23 protein-coding genes and 1 tRNA gene are annotated in these 19,542 nt (G+C 63.7%); 17 read left to right on the top strand and 7 right to left on the bottom strand.

Annotated features, from left to right (window positions below; all coding sequences use genetic code 11):
- The first annotated feature begins 41 nt into the window (after window positions 1-41).
- The 4 genes from radA to M2337_RS11535 are packed head-to-tail and all read left to right on the top strand — an operon-like array spanning window position 42 to window position 2,788.
- The gene (gene radA / locus M2337_RS11550) at window positions 42-1,409 is read left to right on the top strand and encodes a DNA repair protein RadA (protein WP_264570350.1); all 1,368 of its coding nucleotides are present in this window, start codon (window positions 42-44) and stop codon (window positions 1,407-1,409) included.
- 9 nt (window positions 1,410-1,418) lie between these two features.
- Window positions 1,419-1,994: a CvpA family protein gene (locus M2337_RS11545; RefSeq protein ID WP_181559718.1), complete on the top strand. Its 576-nt coding sequence runs from the start codon at window positions 1,419-1,421 to the stop codon at window positions 1,992-1,994.
- A gap of 12 nt (window positions 1,995-2,006) precedes the next feature.
- The gene (locus M2337_RS11540; RefSeq protein WP_264570349.1) at window positions 2,007-2,456 is read left to right on the top strand and encodes an iron-sulfur cluster assembly scaffold protein; all 450 of its coding nucleotides are present in this window, start codon (window positions 2,007-2,009) and stop codon (window positions 2,454-2,456) included.
- Entirely contained in the window at window positions 2,453-2,788 is a 336-nt protein-coding gene (locus tag M2337_RS11535) for a DUF423 domain-containing protein (RefSeq protein WP_264570348.1), read from the top strand. Before M2337_RS11540 ends, M2337_RS11535 begins: the two co-directional genes overlap by 4 nt.
- 15 nt (window positions 2,789-2,803) lie before the next feature.
- Here the strand turns inward: M2337_RS11535 and aroB are convergent, their stop codons facing one another.
- Together aroB and M2337_RS11525 are read right to left on the bottom strand one after the other, a co-directional pair.
- Window positions 2,804-3,901 carry a 3-dehydroquinate synthase gene (gene aroB, locus M2337_RS11530; protein ID WP_264570347.1) on the bottom strand — a complete coding sequence of 366 codons (1,098 nt, stop codon included), beginning with the start codon at window positions 3,899-3,901 and terminating at the stop codon, window positions 2,804-2,806.
- A complete protein-coding gene (locus tag M2337_RS11525; RefSeq protein ID WP_181559714.1) occupies window positions 3,898-4,452 on the bottom strand; it encodes a shikimate kinase in 555 nt (184 codons plus the stop codon). Before M2337_RS11525 ends, aroB begins: the two co-directional genes overlap by 4 nt.
- A 96-nt stretch (window positions 4,453-4,548) precedes the next feature.
- Between M2337_RS11525 and M2337_RS11520 the strand changes: the two genes are divergently transcribed.
- The 5 genes from M2337_RS11520 (at window position 4,549) to M2337_RS11500 (ending at window position 10,044) form a co-directional block, all read left to right on the top strand.
- Window positions 4,549-4,740, top strand: a complete 192-nt coding sequence (locus M2337_RS11520) for a hypothetical protein (protein WP_181559713.1) — start codon at window positions 4,549-4,551, stop codon at window positions 4,738-4,740.
- A 30-nt stretch (window positions 4,741-4,770) separates the two neighbouring features.
- A complete protein-coding gene (locus tag M2337_RS11515; protein WP_264570346.1) occupies window positions 4,771-6,588 on the top strand; it encodes a hypothetical protein in 1,818 nt (605 codons plus the stop codon).
- The gene (locus tag M2337_RS11510; RefSeq protein ID WP_264570345.1) at window positions 6,588-7,517 is read left to right on the top strand and encodes a tyrosine recombinase; all 930 of its coding nucleotides are present in this window, start codon (window positions 6,588-6,590) and stop codon (window positions 7,515-7,517) included. Before M2337_RS11515 ends, M2337_RS11510 begins: the two co-directional genes overlap by 1 nt.
- A gap of 9 nt (window positions 7,518-7,526) precedes the next feature.
- Window positions 7,527-8,471, top strand: a complete 945-nt coding sequence (locus tag M2337_RS11505) for an acetyl-CoA carboxylase carboxyltransferase subunit alpha (protein ID WP_181559711.1) — start codon at window positions 7,527-7,529, stop codon at window positions 8,469-8,471.
- Between the two features lie 91 nt (window positions 8,472-8,562).
- Window positions 8,563-10,044 (top strand): M48 family metalloprotease, encoded by a 1,482-nt coding sequence (locus M2337_RS11500; protein ID WP_264570344.1) that lies wholly within the window; start codon window positions 8,563-8,565, stop codon window positions 10,042-10,044.
- Window positions 10,045-10,133: 89 nt separating this feature from the next.
- Here the strand turns inward: M2337_RS11500 and M2337_RS11495 are convergent, their stop codons facing one another.
- Both M2337_RS11495 and M2337_RS11490 read right to left on the bottom strand, forming a co-directional pair.
- The gene (locus M2337_RS11495) at window positions 10,134-10,328 is read right to left on the bottom strand and encodes a Flp family type IVb pilin (RefSeq protein WP_264570343.1); all 195 of its coding nucleotides are present in this window, start codon (window positions 10,326-10,328) and stop codon (window positions 10,134-10,136) included.
- 128 nt (window positions 10,329-10,456) lie between these two features.
- Entirely contained in the window at window positions 10,457-10,627 is a 171-nt protein-coding gene (locus tag M2337_RS11490; RefSeq protein WP_264570342.1) for a Flp family type IVb pilin, read from the bottom strand.
- A gap of 89 nt (window positions 10,628-10,716) precedes the next feature.
- On the opposite strand from M2337_RS11490, the gene M2337_RS11485 reads away from it, so the two are divergent.
- A complete protein-coding gene (locus tag M2337_RS11485) occupies window positions 10,717-11,127 on the top strand; it encodes a (deoxy)nucleoside triphosphate pyrophosphohydrolase (RefSeq protein WP_264570341.1) in 411 nt (136 codons plus the stop codon).
- 3 nt (window positions 11,128-11,130) lie between these two features.
- Here the strand turns inward: M2337_RS11485 and M2337_RS11480 are convergent, their stop codons facing one another.
- Entirely contained in the window at window positions 11,131-11,991 is an 861-nt protein-coding gene (locus tag M2337_RS11480; RefSeq protein WP_264570340.1) for a class I SAM-dependent methyltransferase, read from the bottom strand.
- Window positions 11,992-12,034: 43 nt separating this feature from the next.
- Here M2337_RS11480 and M2337_RS11475 point away from each other — a divergent pair, with 43 nt between their 5' ends.
- The 4 genes from M2337_RS11475 to M2337_RS11460 all read left to right on the top strand — a co-directional run bounded on the left by M2337_RS11475 (window position 12,035) and on the right by M2337_RS11460 (window position 14,433).
- The gene (locus M2337_RS11475; RefSeq protein ID WP_264570339.1) at window positions 12,035-12,793 is read left to right on the top strand and encodes a ComF family protein; all 759 of its coding nucleotides are present in this window, start codon (window positions 12,035-12,037) and stop codon (window positions 12,791-12,793) included.
- A gap of 61 nt (window positions 12,794-12,854) precedes the next feature.
- On the top strand, window positions 12,855-13,112 hold the full coding sequence (gene grxC / locus M2337_RS11470; RefSeq protein ID WP_264570338.1) for a glutaredoxin 3: 258 nt from the start codon (window positions 12,855-12,857) through the stop codon (window positions 13,110-13,112).
- Window positions 13,113-13,126: 14 nt separating this feature from the next.
- Window positions 13,127-13,951, top strand: coding sequence for a carbon-nitrogen hydrolase family protein (locus M2337_RS11465; RefSeq protein ID WP_264570337.1), 825 nt, complete (start codon window positions 13,127-13,129; stop codon window positions 13,949-13,951).
- Window positions 13,948-14,433 carry a DUF1178 family protein gene (locus tag M2337_RS11460; protein ID WP_264570336.1) on the top strand — a complete coding sequence of 162 codons (486 nt, stop codon included), beginning with the start codon at window positions 13,948-13,950 and terminating at the stop codon, window positions 14,431-14,433. The genes M2337_RS11465 and M2337_RS11460 overlap by 4 nt, the downstream gene beginning before the upstream one ends.
- Window positions 14,434-14,447: 14 nt before the next feature.
- Here M2337_RS11460 and M2337_RS11455 read toward each other — a convergent pair.
- Window positions 14,448-14,524 (bottom strand) — tRNA-Arg (locus M2337_RS11455).
- Between the two features lie 317 nt (window positions 14,525-14,841).
- Between M2337_RS11455 and M2337_RS11450 the strand changes: the two genes are divergently transcribed.
- The 3 genes from M2337_RS11450 to M2337_RS11440 are packed head-to-tail and all read left to right on the top strand — an operon-like array spanning window position 14,842 to window position 17,690.
- Entirely contained in the window at window positions 14,842-15,936 is a 1,095-nt protein-coding gene (locus M2337_RS11450) for a Gfo/Idh/MocA family protein (RefSeq protein ID WP_264570335.1), read from the top strand.
- Window positions 15,933-16,787, top strand: coding sequence for a WecB/TagA/CpsF family glycosyltransferase (locus M2337_RS11445; protein WP_264570334.1), 855 nt, complete (start codon window positions 15,933-15,935; stop codon window positions 16,785-16,787). The genes M2337_RS11450 and M2337_RS11445 overlap by 4 nt, the downstream gene beginning before the upstream one ends.
- A gap of 27 nt (window positions 16,788-16,814) precedes the next feature.
- A complete protein-coding gene (locus M2337_RS11440; protein WP_264570333.1) occupies window positions 16,815-17,690 on the top strand; it encodes a hypothetical protein in 876 nt (291 codons plus the stop codon).
- A gap of 219 nt (window positions 17,691-17,909) precedes the next feature.
- Here the strand turns inward: M2337_RS11440 and M2337_RS11435 are convergent, their stop codons facing one another.
- Window positions 17,910-19,490 carry a sulfatase gene (locus M2337_RS11435; protein WP_264570332.1) on the bottom strand — a complete coding sequence of 527 codons (1,581 nt, stop codon included), beginning with the start codon at window positions 19,488-19,490 and terminating at the stop codon, window positions 17,910-17,912.
- Between the last annotated feature and the right edge of the window lie 52 nt (window positions 19,491-19,542).

Genomic DNA, 19,542 nt, shown 5'->3' with positions numbered 1-19,542 from the left:
CTCGCCTCTGGCGTTCCCTCTTCGTTCTGCTAAGAGGGCGCATGGCGAAAGTGAAACGTCGATATGTGTGCCAGGCCTGCGGGGCGGTGGCGTCCCGCTGGCAAGGGCAGTGCGATGACTGCGGAGAATGGAACAGCCTTGTCGAGGAAGCGCCGCCTACGGCGTTCTCGGCCAAGCACGATCTGCAGGCCGGCGGACAGGCGATCAATCTGATTGGCTTGGATGCGGATATCGCTCTGCCAGAGCGGATGACGACCGGACTGCCGGAGTTCGATCGTGCGGTTGGCGGCGGACTGGTGGCAGGATCCGCCAGTCTGATCGGCGGCGATCCGGGCATAGGCAAGTCCACCCTGCTGCTTCAAGCTGCGGCGCGGATGGCCAAGGCCGGGCGGCATGTCGTTTATGTGAGTGGCGAGGAAGCTGCCGATCAGGTCAGGCTGCGCGCCCGGCGGCTGGGGCTGGGCGATGCGCCGGTGCATCTCGCCAGCGCCACCTCCGTGCGGGATATTCTGACGACATTGGGGCAGCGGGAAGAGCCCGATCTGCTCATCATCGATTCGATCCAGACCATGCACAGCGACCTGATCGAAGGCGCGCCGGGCACGGTCAGTCAGGTGCGGGCGAGCGCTCAGGAGTTGATTCGCTTTGCTAAGCGGGGTGGAACGGCGCTCATTCTGGTTGGCCACGTCACCAAGGATGGCACCATCGCCGGGCCGCGCGTGCTGGAGCATATGGTGGATACCGTGCTCAGCTTTGAGGGCGAGCGCAGCCACCAATATCGTATCCTTCGCGCGATCAAGAACCGCTTTGGCGGCACGGACGAGATCGGCGTGTTCGCAATGGTCGAGGAGGGACTGCAGGAAGTCGGCAATCCCTCGGCGCTGTTTCTGACCGACCGTGAGGAGCGCGTGGCGGGCACGGCAGTCTTCCCCGCGCTTGAAGGTACGCGGCCGGTTCTGGTGGAAGTGCAGGCGCTGACGGTGCGACTGGCCAGCGGCGCGACCCCGCGCCGGGCCGTGGTCGGCTGGGACAGCGGCCGGCTGGCCATGGTGCTGGCCGTGCTCGAAGCCCGCTGCGGCTTGAGCTTCGCGACTTGCGAGGTCTATCTCAATGTCGCTGGCGGTTACCGCTTGCAGGACCCTGCCGCCGACCTTGCCGTCGCTGCTGCCCTGATCTCGGCGCTTTCCGAAAAACCCGTGCCGCATGATGCGGTGATGCTCGGGGAAATCGCGCTGTCCGGCGAGTTACGTCCGGTCGCCCATAGTGCGCTGCGCCTGCGAGAAGCCGCCAAGCTCGGCTTCGGGCGTGCCTTGTTGCCGGCATCCAGCGCGGCGCAAGCCAGCGGCATTTCGACGACCGGATTCCGCCGGCTCGGCGATCTTGTTGACCATCTGCTTGGGCGGGACTAGCCAGCCGGCATGACCGTGCTGGATTTTGCCGTTCTTCTGCTCATCGGTGGCTTGGCCGTGCGGGGCTTCCTGCGCGGTTTCGTGACCGAATCGCTATCGCTTGCGGCGCTGATCGGCGCCATCGTCGCGGTGCGTCTGTTCCACGCGCCATTCACGGCTCTGCTCGATACCATTGTGGGGGCGGAGTATGTCGCGGCGCTGCTGGCATTCGTCGCGGTGTTCGGCGTCGTCTTCATGCTGGGCACGCTGCTGGCGCGCTGGATCGGCGACAAGACCAAGACCTCGCTGCTCGGCCTGTTCGACCGGACGCTGGGCCTTGGCTTCGGCGCCATCAAGGGCCTGCTGGTGGCGACCATCGCCTTCGTGCTGTTCACGATCGGTTATGATGCCATCTACGGCGTGCAGACCAATCGGCCGGACTGGATGCGACTGTCCCGTTCCTATCCGCTCCTGAGCGCGAGCGGCGCGGCGATGAGTGGTTGGATGGCGGAGAACAGCCGGCGCGGCGGCCTGCTCGGCATTCTTGAGGATGATGGCGCTGAGAGTAGCAACGCGAGTGGCGAGGACAGCAATGCCGCGCAGTGAAGGCACCGGCGCATGAGCAGCGCGCTCTACAGCATGGATGTGCTGCGTCGCGCTGCCGGCATTTCGGCCTATCCGCCGCTCGATCAGGCTGATTTCGTTGAAGAGCGGCGCTCGCCGACCTGCGGCAGTCGTGTCTCGGTCAGCTTGCGGGTGGATGAGGCCGGCCGCGTCACCGCCTTCGGGGTCGATGCCAAGGCTTGCGCGCTGGGACAGGCGGCCTCTGCGATTCTCGCCGCGCAAGCTATCGGCGCTGATCGCGCAACCATCGAGTCGGTGAGCGAGGCATGGCGGGGCTATCTGGCCGGGGAGCAGGATGCCCTGCCGGACTGGCCGGATCTCGCCTTGCTCGCAGCCGGTCGCGATTATCCCGCCCGGCACCCGTCGATGCGACTGGCGTTCGAGGCCACGGCCGCCGCCCTCGCCCGCGCAAATGGGGACGCGCAAAAGGAGACGTCGTCATGATCGGCATACTGGCCGCGCTGAGCGCCGCCTTGTCCATTGGTGCGTCGGCATTCGGCGCTCATGCGGCCAGCAGCCCGCAGGCCGCGGAGTGGTTGCGGACCGGTGGCGTCTATCAGCTTGTCCATGCCGTGGCGGTGCTTGCGTTGCTGCGCCTGCCGGTCAGCAATGGTCCTTCATGGACATTGCTGACCGGCAGCGCGCTGTTCGCCGCCACGCTCTACGCCATGGCGCTGGGTGCCCCCCGCTGGCTGGGCGCGGTCACACCGATTGGCGGCGTGGTGATGATCCTGGGATGGCTCTGGTTGGCCTGGCAACTCGCGCGCGCTGACTGAGGCGATCTGCCTGTTTCAGGCGCCGTCGAGATAGGCGGCAACGTCCGCCAGATCGACATCCTTGGCGAGATAGGTCTTGCCGATGCCACGGGCCAGCAGGAAGGGCAGGGTGCCGCTGCTCATCTTCTTGTCATGCAGCATATGCTCGACGAGCCGCGCGCCGGACGCGGACACGCCCGCATCCGCCAGCGACGCCGGCAGGCCGACGGCGCGCAGATGCGCAACGACCCGCTCTGCATCCTCGGGCGGGCATTCGCCGCGCCGCACGGAGTATCCAAAGGCTAGGGCCATGCCCGCCGCGACGCCCTCGCCATGCAGCAGTCGATCCGAAAAGCCGGTTTCCGCCTCCAGCGCATGGCCGAACGTGTGGCCAAGGTTGAGGAGCGCCCGGCGGCCGCTGGTCTCGCGCTCATCCTCGGCGACGATGGCGGCTTTGGCGGCGACGCTGCGGGCAATGGCATGGGCGCGGGCCTCGGGGTCGCCAGCCATCAGCGCCGTGCCGTTCGCCTCGCACCATGCGAAAAACTCGGCATCGTCGATCAGGCCATATTTCACCACCTCGGCGTAGCCGGCGCGCACTTCGCGCGGGCCGAGCGTGTCGAGCGTATCCGGGTCGATCAGCACCAGTGAGGGCTGATGGAAGGCGCCCAGCAGGTTCTTGCCTGCCCGGCTATTGATCGCGGTCTTGCCGCCGACCGAACTATCCACCTGGGAGAGCAAAGTGGTCGGGATCTGCACGAAGTTGCAGCCCCGCTTGACGATGGATGCCGCGAAACCGACCAGATCGCCGATCACTCCGCCGCCCAGTGCAATCACATGGTCCCGCCGTTCTATGCCATGGGCGATCATCCGGTCGGTCAGGGCTTCGAGATGCTGCCAGCTCTTGGTGGATTCGCCCGCCGGAAGCGTCACCAACTCGGCTGCCAGCCCGGCCCGCTCCAGCGCGGCCGCAAGGCGCGGCCATTGGGCCGTCGCAACATGCGTATCCGTCACGACTAGAAAGGATCGGCTGCTGGCAAAAGGCGCCAGCGCCTCGCCCGCGCGCTCCATCAGGCCTGCTTCGATGCGGACATCATAGCTGCGCTCGCCAAGGGAAACGGGGACGGTGGTCATGGGTTGAGCGCTTTCACGATCTTGTCGATGGTCGCCTCATGCGGCGAGTCCGAGCTTTTGATGTGGATGGGGGCTTGCTGATAAAAGGGCGTGCGCGCCGCAGCGAGGCTCTTGAGCACTTCGCGCGGCTCACGGCCCTTGAGCAGGGGGCGGCCATCGCGCCGCGAAACGCGGTCGACGAGAATGTCGATATCCGCATCCAGCCAGACGGCCGTGGCGTGCGCGAGGATCAGCGCCCGCGTCTCGTCATTGACGAAAGCGCCACCACCGGTGGCGACAACCTTGGGCACGCCGTCGATCAGCCGGGCGATCACGCGCCGTTCGCCATCGCGAAAGGCCGGCTCGCCATAGGTGTCGAAGATTTCCTGAATGGTCATCCCCGCCGCCCGCTCGATCTCGTCGTCGGCATCGACAAAGGGCAGGTTGAGCCGGGCTGCGAGGCGACGGCCGATGGTGGACTTTCCCACGCCCATCAGGCCCACCAGGACGATGGATGGTCCTGCGGATGACCCTGCGATGGCCTCTTCGCGATATTTATCGTTTCGCCCCATGATCTGCGCGGCTATACAGCCGCCAACGTCTGAGGCAACGGCGTTCGAACGCCATCAGGCATATGTCACTGCAACGGTAAGGCCCGATCCCCCATCATGAAACTCAGCCGCCGCGACCCTTATCAACAGTCCTATCGCTCACGCCGTCCGCGTAATCCGCTGTCGCTGATCGGCGTCATTCTGTTGGTCGTCATCGTGCTGCTCCTCGTGCTGTCCTGGTGGAACGGCGCTGAACGACCCGTCACCGAGATCGAGCTGCCGGTTTCCGCCGAGCAACTTGCCGGTTAGGGCAGGGCAGTGCGAGGCAGACAGATTGGCTTGCTGGCGGGTTTGAGCGCGCTGGCGCTCAGCATTCCCGTGCTGGCGCAGAGCGGCCCTGAATCGCTGCTGCCGCCCGGATTTGGCGATGCCGCGCCGACGCCGTCGCCCAGCGGGCCGCAGCCGGCGACACCGCAGCCCGCGCGGCCGGCCGCGCCCGCGCCAACGCCGCTGCTGCCGCCCGGCGCTGTCGTCGACCGCGCCGCCAATGCCATGGCGGCCGACGAGGCGGTGAACGAGACGGCAGCGGACGAAATCGCCGAGAAATACGATCTGCCGCCGTCCGCGCGCCGGTCTCTGGACCGGATCGGCCCGCTCAAGGTGGCGCAGGGCGGCCTGGGCGAGAGTGCCTTCGGGCAACGCAATGGGCAGGCCCTTGCCGGCGTAATGCGCACGATGCGCGCGCCGGTCATGTCCCGCTGGGCGAGCATTTTGATGCGCCGGGCGTTGCTCTCCCAGCTCGCCACGCCGTCGGATATCAACGGCGCGGACTGGGCAGCCGAGCGCGCATGGCTGCTGCTGCGCATGGGCGAGGCGGATAATGCGCGCCTGCTGATCCAGCAGGTCGATGCCGATCAGTATAGCCGCCGGCTCTATTCCGTGGCGATGCAGGTGCAACTCGCTACCGCCGATCCCGCCGGCTTCTGCCCGCTGCTGCCGCGCGCGCGGGATATGAGCGACGAGCCGGGCTGGTTCATGGCGCAGGCCATCTGCGCGTCCTTCTCGGCGGATCAGGGCACGGCGAGTGCATTGCTCAGCCAGGCGCAGCGGCGCGGCATCGCGCGTGGCATCGATTACCGGCTTGCCGAAAAAGTGGTCGGCGCCGGGCCGAACAGCCGCCGTTCGGTGAAGATCGAGTGGGATGGCGTGAGCCAGCTTACGACATGGCGCTATGGCTTGGCGACGGCAACCAACGTCGCCATTCCGCCAGCGCTGTTCCAGACAGCCGGGCCGCAGGTGCTCGCCTGGCAGGCTCGCGCGGCCAATCTGTCGCCGATGGATCGTTTGGCCGGCGTAGGAGTCGCCTCACAGCTGGGCGTTTTCTCAGGCGCCGCAACATTGGGCTTCTTCGCTGCCTTGGCAGAGGACGAGTCCGCCGAGGCTACCGCGAATGATCGCGTCGACTGGTTGCGGACGGCCTATGGCTCGGGCGATACCGGCACGCGAATTTCCGCGATGCGCGATTTCTGGCAGGCCCAGCCGTTAGGTGGCTGGAGTGCCGGGCCGGGTGGCGTTTACTATGGCGCCTTGCCCGCTGTCGCGCGCGCGGCGGCGGCGCTGCCGGTCTACGCCGAAGCAGGCGAGGATACGCCCTGGCTGATCGCTGCCATGCTCGCAGGCGGCTATGATCGGAGTGCCGCGCGCTGGCGCAGCGTGATCGAGGGGCTGGACGGTGACGCACAGCAGCGCAGCTGGGCCCTGTTGGCGACCGGCCTGCCCGATGCAGCGGTGGACCTGTCCGCAAATCGTATCGCCGCTTTTGTCGACGCCGATGAGGCAGAAGACAAGTTGCGTGGCCATAGCCTTGTCGCCGTGCTGGGCGGGCTCAACCGCCTGCCTGCTGGCGAGCGGGCGCAGCTCTTGCAGGATGCCGGGGTCAACCTGTCTTCGCGGCGTCCATGGGTGCGGGCAATCGTTGCGGCGGCGGCACGTCGGGAACAGGGCACGGTAGCGCTGCTGGCGGGCGTCGGGATGCAGAGCCTCAACTGGCGCAACATGACGCCCGAGCAGCTTTATTACATCGTATCGAGCCTGAACGCTGTCGGTCTTGAGGCTTATGCGCGGATGATCGGCGCCGAGGCGATGGCCCGGCTCTGATGGCCGGTGCGGACGAGCGCGAATCGATCGTCGGTTCGCGCGATGCCACGCTGATCAGCCGCTACCTCACCATGATGGCGGCTGAGCGTGGCGCCTCGCGCAACACATTGCTTGCCTATCGAACCGATCTCGAAGACGCTGCGGCGCTCTGCCAGGGGCTGGCAGATGCGGACGCGGCCCGGCTCGCTACGCTGGCTGCATCGTGGCGGGACCTCGCGACATCGACGGTCGCGCGCAAACTTTCGGCGCTACGAGGTTTCTTCGCTTTTCTGGAGGCGGAGGCGGTCCGGGCTGACAATCCCACCGCGACTCTGGCAAGGCCGAGCCTGCAGCGTCCGCTCCCCAAAATACTGTCTCATCAGGATGTCGATGCGATTTTTGCGGTGATCGCCGAACGGGTGGCGCGCGTGCCGGTCAATCCGCTCGACCTGCGGCTCGCGGCGCTGATCGAGTTGCTCTACGGATCGGGACTGCGCGCGACCGAACTGGTCTCGTTGCCCGCCAAGGCCATGGCGACCGATCGCCCCTTTCTCATCCTGCGGGGTAAGGGCGGGCGCGAGCGGCTTGTGCCGATCTCCGACCGTGCGCGCGCGGCCGTGGCCGCGTGGCGAGCGCATGTGCCGGAGGACAGTGCCTGGCTCTTCCCGTCAGGCAAATCCTATTTGAGCCGCGTGCGCCTCTTCCAGCTGGTGCGCGCTTTGGCCGCCGAGGCCGGGATCGATCCGGCGCGGGTCAGCCCGCATGTCCTGCGTCACGCCTTCGCGACCCATCTGTTGGAAGGGGGCGCAGACCTGCGCGCACTGCAGGCGATGCTGGGCCATGCCGACATCGCGACCACCCAGATTTATACCCATGTCGACGCCGCGCGACTGGTTGCGCTCGTTAATGCACGCCATCCGCTCGTTGACCTCAAGCGACGCGGCGTATAGCGCGCGAGCATGATCAGTTATCTCGACTTTGAGAAGCCGGTAGCGGCACTCCAGGCCCGGATCGACGAATTGCGCGAGACGGCGGACAATGATTCCATCGATATCGATGCGGAGGTCGAAAAGCTGCAGCAGCGCTCGACGGCGATGCTCGGGGATCTCTACGCGCGGTTGACGCCCTGGCAGAAGACGCAGGTCGCGCGCCATGCCCAGCGGCCGCACTTCCGCGATTTCGTCGAGGGCATGTGCAGCGACTTTATGCCGCTGGCTGGCGACCGCGCCTTTGCCGACGATCAGGCCATTCAGGGCGGCTTTGCGACCATCGAGGGCCGCAAGGTGATGCTCATCGGCCACGAGAAGGGCAATGATACCGCCAGCCGGGTAAAGCATAATTTCGGCATGGGCATGCCGGATGGCTATCGCAAGGCGATCCGCCTGATGCAGCTGGCCGATCGTTTCGGCCTGCCCGTGGTAACGCTGGTCGACACCTCAGGCGCCTTCCCCGGCGTGCAGGCCGAAGAGCGGGGCCAGGCGGAGGCGATCGCGCGTGCCACCGAGGCTTGCCTCACCCTCGGCGTGCCGCTGGTCGCGGCCGTGGTGGGCGAAGGCGGATCGGGCGGCGCCGTGGCGCTGGCGTCTGCCAATCGCGTGCTGATGTTTGAACATGCGATCTATTCTGTGATCTCGCCTGAGGGTTGTGCCTCCATCCTCTGGCGGACTGCCGACAAGGCGGCGGACGCGGCGCAAGCCATGCAGGTCACCGCGCAGCAGCTCGCCAGCCTGGGGGTGATCGACCGGATCGTTCCGGAGCCGGTGGGCGGTGCTCATCGGGCGCCCGACTCGGCTATCGGGAGCCTCAAGGGCGCAATTCTGGAAGAGCTTGGTGCCCTCGCCAGCGAAGATTCGAATGCGCTGCGCACGCAGCGAGCGCAGAAGTTTCTGGCCATGGGTGCCTGACAACGGGAACAGCCCAAGGCGATTTGCATTCCCTCAACGTCTGTCTATTTTCGGTTCGTCGCAAAATAGACCTGAATGAGAAGGGGAGGCCATGGGCCGCAAATATCTGATGCTGTGGTTGAGCGGCGCCCTCGTGGCAGGCTGCGCAACCACGCAATCGAGCGAGGCACAGCAGGGGGGTATCCGCACGGCGACCTCGATGAGCCAGTCCGAGCGCCAGCAGGGCGCCAAGGCACACCCGGAGCTTCTGGCGGAATTCGGCGGCGTCTATAATGGTCCGCAGGCCACCTATGTGACCAGCGTCGGCAAACGCATCGCAGTGCAGTCGAGCCTGTCGAACCAGCAGAATGATTTCACGATTAGCCTGCTCAATTCATCAGTGAACAACGCGTTCGCGATCCCCGGCGGCTATGTCTATGTAACTCGCCAGTTGCTGGCACTCATGAATGACGAAGCCGAGCTGGCGGGCGTCCTTGGCCACGAAGTCGGCCACGTCGCAGCCCAGCACGGCCAGCGCCGCCAAAGCGCAGCCACCCGCAACTCGATCCTCGGCGTGCTGGGGCAGGTGCTCGTTGGCGCTGTCGCGGGCGATTCCGGGCTGGGCCAGCTCCTGCAACGCGGCATCGGCACGGGCACGCAATTGCTGACTCTCAAATTCTCCCGCTCGCAGGAATATGAGGCGGACGATCTTGGCATCCGCTATCTCGCGAGCGCGGGCTACGACCCCAAGGCGCTGTCCTCCATGCTCGCCTCGCTGGCGGCACAGAACACGCTGGACGGGCAGGTGCGTGGTCAGGGCACGGCGGTGCCCGAATGGGCCAGCACACACCCCGATCCCGCCTCCCGCGTTCGCCGCGCGCTCACCAATGCGCAGGCGACCCGCTCGACCAACACGCTGCGCAATCGCGACGTGTTCCTCAATCAGCTGGGCGGCATGATTTATGGTGACGATCCCAAGGACGGGATCGTGCAGGGCAATCAGTTCCTGCATCCGGTGATGAAGCTCAAGTTCACGGCACCCCAGGGCTTCTCGATCCAGAACGGCGCCAGCGCCGTGGCCGTAGTCGGCCAATCCGGCCAGGCGCAATTCTCGATGGCGCAGTTCAATGGCAATCTCGACGGCTACGTCCAGTCAGTCTTCAATCAGCTGGCTGGGCAAGGGCAGGCGCCGGACATTCGCGTCCAGCGCACCACCATCAACGGCCTGCCGGTCGCGTCGGGCTCGGCCAGCATGGCCAACAGCCAGGGGACACGGCTCGACGTGACGGTGGTTGCCTATCAGTTCGGCCCGTCGACGGCCTATCACTTTATTACGGTCACGCCAGCGGGGCGGGGACTGGGATCGCTTTCGACGCTGATCAACTCCGTGACGCGCATGACGGACAAGGAGGCGGCGGCGATCAAACCGCGTCGCTTGCAACTGGTGACGGTGCGCCAGGGCGATACCGTCCAGACACTCTCCAGCCGCATGGCGTTCGACGATTACAAGGTCGAGCGGTTCCTGGTGCTGAACGGATTGTCGTCCAACACCGCCTTGTCCGCAGGCAGCCGGGTCAAGATCGTGACCTACTGAGCGCTGGGTTGAATAAGCAAAAACGGGTGGCAAACCGCGAGGTCGCCACCCGTTCTTATGAGGGAGTCGTCGAAACTGCCTCAGAACTATTACGGCGTCGTTGAGTTGCCCGCAGCGCCCGACGTATCAAGCTTGTCGGACACGCCATTAAACGTGTTGCCGAGGCTTCCGCCAATGGCGCTCATGCCGGCGATGGCTGCGACGGCGATCAGGGCTGCGATCAGGCCATATTCGATGGCGGTCGCGCCCTTGTCGTTCTTGAACAACTTGCGAAGGGTCTTCATAGGATGTCTCCTCAATTCCTTGGTATCAATCACACCCGGCCACTGAATGGGGTCAGCAAGCAGGCTATCGATACGGCCGATTGATTTCCAAATTCCTAATCTGGGGCCAAGTTGTAAAAAAATGGTGGTTAATGGCTGGTCACTTCGTTCGATACTTCATTCCAGGTACGGGTCGTCGATGACCCAAGGTGCGAAACGCCTGTGACGAGCGCCAGCACGATCAGGGAGAGGATCAAACCATATTCGACGGCGGTGGCGCCTTTTTGGGATGCGAGAAGGCTGTGGATGAAGGCCCGCACGAGGGTTTCCTGAAGCAGATGTCGGTCCAACGCGGTGTAAAGCGCAAGCCGTTAACAATTTGTAGGATGATCGCCCGAGCATGACGGGAATGAACCAAAGCAAACCGCCACTGGTCGTCGTCGCCGCGGCGCTGGTGGATGCGCAAGGCCGGGTGTTCGTGCAGCAGCGTCCGCACGACAAGGCGATGGGCGGCTTGTGGGAGTTTCCCGGCGGCAAGGTCGAGCCCGATGAAACCCCCGAAGCAGCGCTGATCCGCGAGCTGCGCGAAGAACTCACGATCGAGACCGAAACCGCCTGCCTCGCGCCGGCAAGCTTTGCGACAGGCATGATCGGGGCGCGACCGCTACTGCTTCTGCTGTACGTCTGCCGCAAATGGCAGGGCGTCGTTCAGCCGACAGAGGCGCCGGACAGCCGCTGGCTACACACCCACCAGCTGTTCGCGCTCGACATGCCCCCCGCCGACGCACCGCTCGTGGCGATGCTGGACGCGCTGCTCTAGCGACTAGGTTTCGGTGGCGCGGGAGGGGCGGAGGGCCTCTGCTAGCGATACCGTGGCGCTGCCACGCCGCGCGGGACGGGGCTGATCCGGATCGGGCGCCCATCCGCTGCCATGCAGGACTACGAAGCGTTCCCGCGTCCGCCCATCCGGGTCAGCGGCCTGCGCGAAGTGCGCAGCCGCTTGCGAAAGCCCTGCGCGCGTCAACGGCGGCGGCGGCGAGGCGAGGCACTGCGCCGCGCCCATGCCGCGCAGGTCCGCCATCAGACCGAAGATCGAGCCATAGCGGACATCCAAATTGTCGCTATCCGCCACCGGCATGGTGAAGCCGGCGCGGGACAGCAGATCGCCGAGCGCGCGGACGTCAATCTGCGGATGGATGCGCTGGGCAGGCCGCTCCCCGTCAGCCGCCAGCAGCGCCGCCTTGAGCCGCGCCAGAGATCCCGCGCCGATTATCGTCAGCAGCAGCAATCCATCGGGGCGCAACGCGCGGCGCAGCGCAATCAGGGCGCCCGGCAGATCGTTGATCGTATCGAGCGTGCCGCAGCACAGGATGAGGTCGAAGCTTTCCGGCGGGTAGGGGAGGGCATCCTCCCGAAGAATGTCGCCACCGCAGGCCTGCGCGAACCGCGCGCCGGGATCGGCTGATGTTACCGAGCAACCCCGCGCGGCGAGGGCATCGACCAGGCGGCGGTCCGGGCAGCCGATGACGAGTGCGGACTCGAAGGCACGCGTCACGTCGTCCAGTCGCTCCAGCATGGCGTCGGCCATCGCGGCGTAAAGAAAGTCATGCGCTGCGAAATTGCCGGCGGCGCGGTCGCGGCGCTGGGCCCGCAAAGCCTCGTTGAAGATCACCGGGACAGTCATGGCCGGGCTTGTGCCGACTCCAGCTGCGTGGAACAAGCCGCTTATGGCCGTTCGGACGATTTTGCAGGCCGCACTTGCGCCTCTGCTCGATTATGCGCTGCCGCCGCGATGCCCAGGCTGCGGTGTCGTGGTCGGCGCGGTGGGGACGTTCTGCGCGGACTGTTGGCTGTCCATCGATTTTATCGGCGAGCCGATCTGCGCGACATGCGGGGTCGATCTTCCGGGTCCGCTCGGCGGGGACATGACGTGCGGGGCCTGCCTATCCGAGCCGCCGCCCTATGATCGCGTGCGCGCCGTCATGACCTATGGCGAGATTGCACGAACCGTGGCCCATCGCCTGAAATACGGGCGGCGGCTCAGCCTCGCGCGGGTCATGGCAGAGTATATGACCCGACTGGTCGCGCAAGACGAAGCCGCAGGATCAGCCGACCCACCCCTCTTCCTGCCGGTCCCGCTGCATCGCTGGCGACTCTGGTCGCGCGGGTTCAATCAGTCCGCGCTGATTGGCCGCCATATCGCCCGCCGGACCGGCGGCGTGCTGGAGCCGGAGCTTCTGCGTCGCGTGAAGGCGACGCCGCCGCTGCATATGCTGAGCCGGCGGGAGCGGCAGAAGATCGTGAAGGGCGCCTTCGCGCTTGCCCCCGGAGCGGCGGCGCGTTTGGCGGGCCGCCATGTGATCCTGATCGACGATATCTGGACGACCGGCGCCACCGCGAGCGCCTGCGCGCGTGTGCTGCGGTCTGCGGGCGTGCGGCGGATCGAGGTGCTCTGCTGGACGCGGGTGGGCATGGGCGAACATTGACATTCGTTTCCATGCGCACGACATCCGGTTTTGAGACTTATCACAAGGGAAACAGCCACGCATGGCGCATGTCGAGATCTACACGCGGGCCTTTTGCGGATATTGCGCGCGGGCAACGGCGCTGCTGCGAGAGAAAGGCGTCGACTTCGAGGAATATGATCTGACCATGGGCGGCGAGAAGCGCGCCGAGATGATCGAGCGCGCCAATGGCCGCGCCACCTTTCCGCAAATCTTCATCGGCGGCCAGCATATTGGCGGCAGCGACGATCTGATGGCGCTCGAACGGAGCGGCAAGCTCGACCCGTTGCTGAACGCCTGACCCAGGCCATCGCCGTGCGCGTTGCCATTTTGCAGATGAATGCCGGTATCGATCCGGTCCGCAATCGCGAGACGCTGGTCACGGCAGTGCACGACGCGGCGGCGAATGGCGCGGTCATGCTTTTCACCCCTGAAATGAGTGGCTTGCTGGATCAGGATCGCACCCGATCGGAGGCCGCGCTCGCGACCGAGGATGACGATGAGACGCTCCGCGCTGTCCGGGAGGCCGCGCTGGCCTCGGGCATATGGGTGCATCTCGGATCGCTGGCTCTGCACGATGCGGAAACCGGCAAGCGCTTCAACCGCGGCTTTATCATCGACGCGGTGGGCGGGATCCGCGCGCGCTATGACAAGATCCACCTGTTCGACGTGGATCTGCCGAGCGGCGAGCGCTGGCGCGAGTCCAGCGTTTACCAGAGCGGTCACGAGGCGGTTCTGGCGCAAACGCCGTTGGGCAAGATCGGCCTGACAATCTGTTACGACCTGCGCTTTCCTGACCTGTTCCGCGCGCTGAGCAATGCCGGGGCGGACATCATCGCCGTGCCGGCTGCCTTCACCGTGCCGACCGGCGAAGCGCATTGGCATGTGCTGCTGCGTGCCCGCGCCATCGAATCTGCCGCCTTCGTCATTGCGAGCGCGCAAAGCGGGCTGCATGAGGATGGTCGGCGGACTTACGGGCATAGTCTGGTCATCGACCCATGGGGCACCATACTGCTCGATGCAGGGGAGGCGCCCGGACTGTATTTCGCCGATCTTGACCTGAATCGGATCGCGCAGGTCCGCTCGAAAATCCCGGTACTGGCTCATAGAAAGTCTATTCAGGACGTTGTTTTGTCGTGATTTCCTTCGATCTCAAATGCGGCCACCATCATGTCTTCGAAGTGTGGTTCCGGTCATCCGCAGACTACGAAACCCAGCGGGGAGGGGGGCTGTTGCTGTGTCCCACCTGCGGGGATGACAGGATCGAGAAAGCGGTGATGGCTCCCGCCGTGGCGGCCAAGGGTAACCAGAGAACATCGAGTCGCACCGATCTCGCCATGCCGGGGGGCGCGGGTGCCATTCCAGTCATGTCTAAGGCGGATGCCGAGCGGATCGGTGCGTTGATGACAGCGCTGGCCCAAGTTCAATCAGAAATGATCGGGCAATCTGAATGGGTTGGCGAACGTTTTGCGGACAAGGCCCGCGCGATGCATTATGGCGAAACGGAGAGCCGCTTGATCCATGGGACGGCCAACGTCAGGGAAACCCGCGAGATGCTGGAAGAGGGGCTGCCCGTCGCCCCCTTGCTGATTCCGATCGCCCCGCCCGATCAGGTCAACTGATCGGCGCTGGAGGGTGGTGCGCCCGACAGGATTCGAACCTGTGGCCCCCAGATTAGGAATCTGATGCTCTATCCTGCTGAGCTACGGGCGCGCAGGCATGGCTTTATTGCGCGGAAGCATATGGGTCAATCACGGCAGGCAGACGCGCACGCCCAGCACAAAACTTCTTGTTGTGGTGGGCACCGTTATCTTTATCGCGCGTTCACGAGCGAAATGCAGCGGCTTTAACTGGATGTAAGCACGCATCGACTAATCGGAGAGGACAAGCAGCGCTCCATTTGTGTCGCCAAAGCGGCGCAAAACGGGGCGTTTATAGCCTTCGGCTGCAGTTTTCTCCTGCCGGGCTGTTGAATTGACTAGCGTTATGCCCGGATGCCATAGGCCCGGCGCACAGTTCGGAGGTAGGTCTTGGCAATTCGTGTTGCGGTCGTTGGTTTGGGCAAGATGGGCATATCGCATCTTGGCATCGTCAATGCGTTGGAGGATTTCAAGGTCGCCGCAATCTGCGATTCCACCGCTCTGGTTGGGCAGGTTATCGAGAAGTACGGCGAGCTCTCCTATGTGGCCAGTTATGACGACGTGATTTCGCAACCCGGCTTGGACGCGGTGATCATTGCCACTCCCACGACCACGCATGCCCCCATGGTCCGGGCCGCCTTGGAGAAGGGGCTGCATGTCTTTTGCGAGAAGCCTTTGACGCTTTCTGCGGTAGAGAGCGAAGCTCTCGCCCAGCTTGCTCAATCTCGCGGGCTCGTCGCGCAGGTCGGTTATCACAATCGCTTCATCGGCACTTTCAATCAGATCAAATCACTGCTTGAAGCCGGGGCCTTGGGCCGCGTGAGCCATGTTCAAGCGGAGGCCTATGGCCCGGTAGTGCTCAAGCCCTCAAAGCCGACTTGGCGTGGCAAGGCCGGGCAGGGCGGCGGCTGCCTCTATGATTATGCCGCGCATCCGCTCAATTTGGTCAACTGGTACTTTGGGCGTCCAACCGGCTGCACGGGGGCCATGCTGAAGAGTGGCTTTTCCGCGGAAGTCGATGATGAAGTCTATGCAGGCCTGACCTTTGGCGACGGCCCTACCGCTCAGCTCTCCGTCAATTGGTCCGATCCCTCGGTGCGCAAGATGACGACGCGCATCTCGATCTGGGGCGAGGGGGGGAAGATCTATGCCGACCGACAGGAACTCCAGGTGTTCCTCACGGGCGGCGCGCCCATTCCGGACGGCTATCAGGAAGGATGGACCGTCAAATACATCACCGAGTTGCAGGCCCCGGTCAGCTTCTACCTGCGCGGCGAGGAGTATAGCGCGCAGCTTGAAGCGTTCGGCAAGGCGATCAAGGCTGGCGGCGTCGACGTCCAGAACGATCTCGCTGCCGCCGCTGAAACGGACGCCACGATCGAGATGATCCGCGCCGCCGCGCTCGGCGGGATCAGCAGTGGCGTATCGATGTCGGCACGTCCGCAACGCTCCAGCGGGGTGTTCGGCAGGTTACTCGGCCGATGAGCGATAAGATTCGGCTGGCCTCGCGCCCTGGCTTTGGGACGTGGCAACAATCACGCCTTCTCAACGCCTGGGTAGATTCCCTGACGATCCCCGAGATCATCGATCGACTGGATGAGGGCATGCTTTTCACCCTCAATCCCGATCATCTCTATCACCTTCAGCGCAATCCGGCATTTGCCGCGGCATATTCTGATGCTGTGATGGTCTCGTCTGACAGCAAATATGTCTACTGGGCGCTTGGTCTTATTGGCCGGAAAATCAAATGTAAGACCTCAGGCTCCGATATCGTTCCGGCTTACTACAAGCACCACGCCAATAATCCTGATGTTCGCATCTTCTTTCTCGGCGCGCGGCCGGGGGTTGCACAGCAAGCACTTACACGGGTCAATGGACTCGTGGGACGAGATATTGTTGTCGGCGCTCACGGCCCCTCGTTCAATTTCGTCAATGACGAGGCGGAGAGCGCTGCGGTGATCGATATGATCAACACTTCCGGCGCGACCTGTCTGATTGTGGGGCTCGGCGCTCCGAAGCAAGAGGTATGGATGCATCGGCACCGTCACCTCATGCCCGGCGTGAAGGTCTATATGGGGGTCGGCGCGGTCATCGATTATGAAGCGGACGCAGTAAAGCGGGCGCCAGCTTGGATGAACCGCAATGGACTGGAATGGGTCTATCGCATGGTCACCGAACCCAGGCGCTACTGGCGGCGTTATGCACGAACGATGGAGTTCTTCTGGCTGGTTCTGGCCGATTGGCTGGGCCTTTATCGCCCTCCTGGATTCCCCTCGCCAATGACGGCGACCCCGCGCTTCGGTGCCCAAACAGACTCTGCCCCTGAGCGGGCCTGACAAAGATTATCGAGGTTTTACAAAACTATGGAACGTATCCTTTTCGGCGATAATCAGTTCTTCGGCATCAATCATATGTCGGAGGAGAAAGCGCGTCAGCAGGCCATGCGGTTTCAGAGTATCGACGCCATCGTAGATGTTTTGCAGATTGCGCTGCATGCCGGGGCGGGGGGCTTCATGTGCACCACCCATGACAAGATCGAGAAGATCGCCGATGACGTCCGGGCCAATCCGGAGAAATGGAGCGGGTTCACTTTCTACCCAGGCATGCCTTATGCTCACAAATATGCCAATGCGGTCACCGAGCTTGGCTATTTCGATGCCGTCCGCAAATTTCTGCCCAAGGAAGGCCTGGTCGACACGATCATGCGCGGTTCCAAGGCCGTGCTAAATAAGGACATCGAGAGCATGATGACATTGCTTGTCGATGCCGAAATGAAGATGTTCCGTGGTCTGCACACGCCGGTCGTTTTCCTCCAGAACGTCGTCACGGATCTCGTCCAGGGCTTGGGTTTCGCCGACGCGTTCCGTGTTTTCTCGGATCACATCAAAAGCCGCTACAATGCAGAGGCCGGCTTCATCACCATGAATGTGCCGAAGCTTTTGCCGATGCTGAAAAGCGTGGGCATTGAGAATCCGATTGTCTGCGCGAACTATAACAAGATCGGATTCCGCATGTCCGGCGGAATTGATGGCTATCGTGAGGTGCTGGAGAAGCATCCGGCCCGAATGATTGCGATGTCCGTGTTGGGATCAGGCGCCATTCGTCCGCGAGAGGCCATAGAGTGGATTTGTGCCGAGCCGCATGTGGAATCGATTTTGTTCGGGGCATCCAGTCGCGCCAACATCGAGCAGACTGTTGGGCTTATCAAGGAATTCGATAGCGCACGCGTCCCTGCCTGAGGGCCTCATTTAACATAATATATATTATCGAACTTGTGTCAGGGCGGTAGGGTTCGCTTCACGAGCTGGTACGCTCTGCCCCCACACGCGCCGGGATGATTTGAACCGACCCTTCCGTCATGCCCGCGTGTCGGGCGTTCGCTCGCTCAACGCGGTTTCGGACAAGTCCGGTATACGTGCAGGACGAAATTCTGTCATCCTGCACGCCTGCCAAAGTTATCAAGATCCGCCCTCACAGGATATGTTCAGCCCCTTCATGCTTCCGTCGAACAGGCTGCCGACCTCGGCCTTGGATATCGGAAACTCTTCCAGCGGGTCTTTCGCGAGGTCGTAATACGCGCAGGAGGGATTGCCCGTTTCTGACTTGATATACAGCAGCTTATAGCGCTTGTTGCGGATGGCGACCTGCCTTTCCCTGTTTTTGAGAGGGATCACGGTCTCGGATATGATGAAGTCGTTCTCTTCATCCCGGACACTGTCTTTTCCATCGAAGAGGACAGGCGCGAGAGACACTGAATCCAGCGGGATCATGTTTCCGGCGCGATTGGGAACCTGCTGCGGCTTGGCCACATGCGCCAGATCGAGGACGGTCGAGTAGATATCGACGACGTGTGTCAGCGCATCGCTGTAGCCCGGCTTGATGTCCGGCCCCAGCATCACCAGCGGAACCCGCATCCCGCTTTCATAACCGGTGCCCTTGGCCCTGCCCTTCGCCGTCAGGTACATATTGTCGATGAAATCGACCGCCGGGCGGCCATACATGGGCGTGCCATTGTCGCCCAGAATGATCACATAGGTGTCCGGGCTGAGCTTCTTGAGCTCCTTCAGGAATATTCCGAGGATCGTATCGGTCGAATTGACCCAGGACCGGTTCAGGGCCGGCGGGGAGCAGTTGCCGAGCTCCGTGGTGCCGAACTTTCCGCCACAAGCCTCGATCTCGGCGCGGGACTTGGCATCGAGCGTATCCGCATTCGGTACGAACGACGGCTGCGGCCCTGCCGTGATATGGACCATGTTGAACGCGAGCCAGGCGAACCACGGCTTGTCGGGCGCTTCAGCCTGGTTGCGCTTGATCCAGTTGAGCGTATCGGCGGCCCGCACGACCGGCTCGAAACTGGTCGGAGCGATGCCCGGCAGCGAGCGGACCGGCGCCGGCTCGGTTCGCCATTCCGAGTTGGGGCTGGCAGAATCCTGCACTTGATAATCATGATGCCAGTAATCGGTGATCGCCCCGTTCAGATTGCCTTCGAACAGCGCGAAACCGGCTTCCTTGGGCTTCATGCCGGGATATTGGTTAAGGCCAGCCATGTGCCATTTGCCGAACACCGCGGATGTGTAGCCGGCGGCCTGCAGATCCTCCACGAAGGAATGCTGCTTTTGCGACAGCCAATCCTCATAATCGCGCAGTTCCGTATTGTGAGCGTACAGGCCCGTGAGCATGGATGCGCGGGTCGGTGAGCAGAAGGGCTGTGCCCAAGCGTTAGTGAAGGTGCGCCCCTCCCCCGCCAGACGATCCAGCACGGGGGTGGAGGCCGGACGCCCCTTGATCGCGCGGTAATTCGGATGATTGAGCCCGGACGGTCCGTACTGCTCCACGAGACGATCGATCATGCCAGGATACATGTCGGACACCGCATCGATCCCCACATCGTCCAAGATGACGAGGACGATGTTCGGTCGGGACTTAGGCGCATCTTCGGTTCGCGCGACGCCGGGTTGTGCCCACAGCATCAGCGAGAGGCCCAGCGCGCTTGTGGTGGCCCTGAAAGCGGCTGCCGAGACTTTGACGAATTTTTTCATGCGCTTGTTACCCTAAGTTCGGCCCGGACGAAGGACGCAGCAGTTGGCTGCG

This window comes from Sphingobium sp. B2D3A (assembly GCF_025961795.1).
In the GTDB taxonomy this organism is placed as follows: domain Bacteria; phylum Pseudomonadota; class Alphaproteobacteria; order Sphingomonadales; family Sphingomonadaceae; genus Sphingobium.
The sequence above is the reverse complement of the archived record's forward strand: the minus strand, read 5'-3'. Positions and strand labels throughout refer to the sequence as shown.

Excerpts from the sequence above, each read along its gene's own strand:
- M2337_RS11480 (WP_264570340.1), bottom strand. The coding sequence starts at position 11,991 with ATGACTGTCCCGGTGATCTTCAACGAGGCTTTGCGGGCCCAGCGCCGC.
- radA (WP_264570350.1), top strand. The coding sequence starts at position 42 with ATGGCGAAAGTGAAACGTCGATATGTGTGCCAGGCCTGCGGGGCGGTG.
- M2337_RS11495 (WP_264570343.1), bottom strand. The coding sequence starts at position 10,328 with ATGAAGACCCTTCGCAAGTTGTTCAAGAACGACAAGGGCGCGACCGCC.
- M2337_RS11440 (WP_264570333.1), top strand. The coding sequence starts at position 16,815 with ATGGAACGTATCCTTTTCGGCGATAATCAGTTCTTCGGCATCAATCAT.
- M2337_RS11435 (WP_264570332.1), bottom strand. The coding sequence starts at position 19,490 with ATGAAAAAATTCGTCAAAGTCTCGGCAGCCGCTTTCAGGGCCACCACA.
- M2337_RS11505 (WP_181559711.1), top strand. The coding sequence starts at position 7,527 with ATGATCAGTTATCTCGACTTTGAGAAGCCGGTAGCGGCACTCCAGGCC.
- grxC (WP_264570338.1), top strand. The coding sequence starts at position 12,855 with ATGGCGCATGTCGAGATCTACACGCGGGCCTTTTGCGGATATTGCGCG.
- M2337_RS11500 (WP_264570344.1), top strand. The coding sequence starts at position 8,563 with ATGGGCCGCAAATATCTGATGCTGTGGTTGAGCGGCGCCCTCGTGGCA.
- M2337_RS11545 (WP_181559718.1), top strand. The coding sequence starts at position 1,419 with ATGACCGTGCTGGATTTTGCCGTTCTTCTGCTCATCGGTGGCTTGGCC.
- M2337_RS11445 (WP_264570334.1), top strand. The coding sequence starts at position 15,933 with ATGAGCGATAAGATTCGGCTGGCCTCGCGCCCTGGCTTTGGGACGTGG.
- M2337_RS11485 (WP_264570341.1), top strand. The coding sequence starts at position 10,717 with ATGAACCAAAGCAAACCGCCACTGGTCGTCGTCGCCGCGGCGCTGGTG.
- M2337_RS11510 (WP_264570345.1), top strand. The coding sequence starts at position 6,588 with ATGGCCGGTGCGGACGAGCGCGAATCGATCGTCGGTTCGCGCGATGCC.
- M2337_RS11475 (WP_264570339.1), top strand. The coding sequence starts at position 12,035 with ATGGCCGTTCGGACGATTTTGCAGGCCGCACTTGCGCCTCTGCTCGAT.
- M2337_RS11520 (WP_181559713.1), top strand. The coding sequence starts at position 4,549 with ATGAAACTCAGCCGCCGCGACCCTTATCAACAGTCCTATCGCTCACGC.
- M2337_RS11540 (WP_264570349.1), top strand. The coding sequence starts at position 2,007 with ATGAGCAGCGCGCTCTACAGCATGGATGTGCTGCGTCGCGCTGCCGGC.
- aroB (WP_264570347.1), bottom strand. The coding sequence starts at position 3,901 with ATGACCACCGTCCCCGTTTCCCTTGGCGAGCGCAGCTATGATGTCCGC.
- M2337_RS11525 (WP_181559714.1), bottom strand. The coding sequence starts at position 4,452 with ATGGGGCGAAACGATAAATATCGCGAAGAGGCCATCGCAGGGTCATCC.
- M2337_RS11535 (WP_264570348.1), top strand. The coding sequence starts at position 2,453 with ATGATCGGCATACTGGCCGCGCTGAGCGCCGCCTTGTCCATTGGTGCG.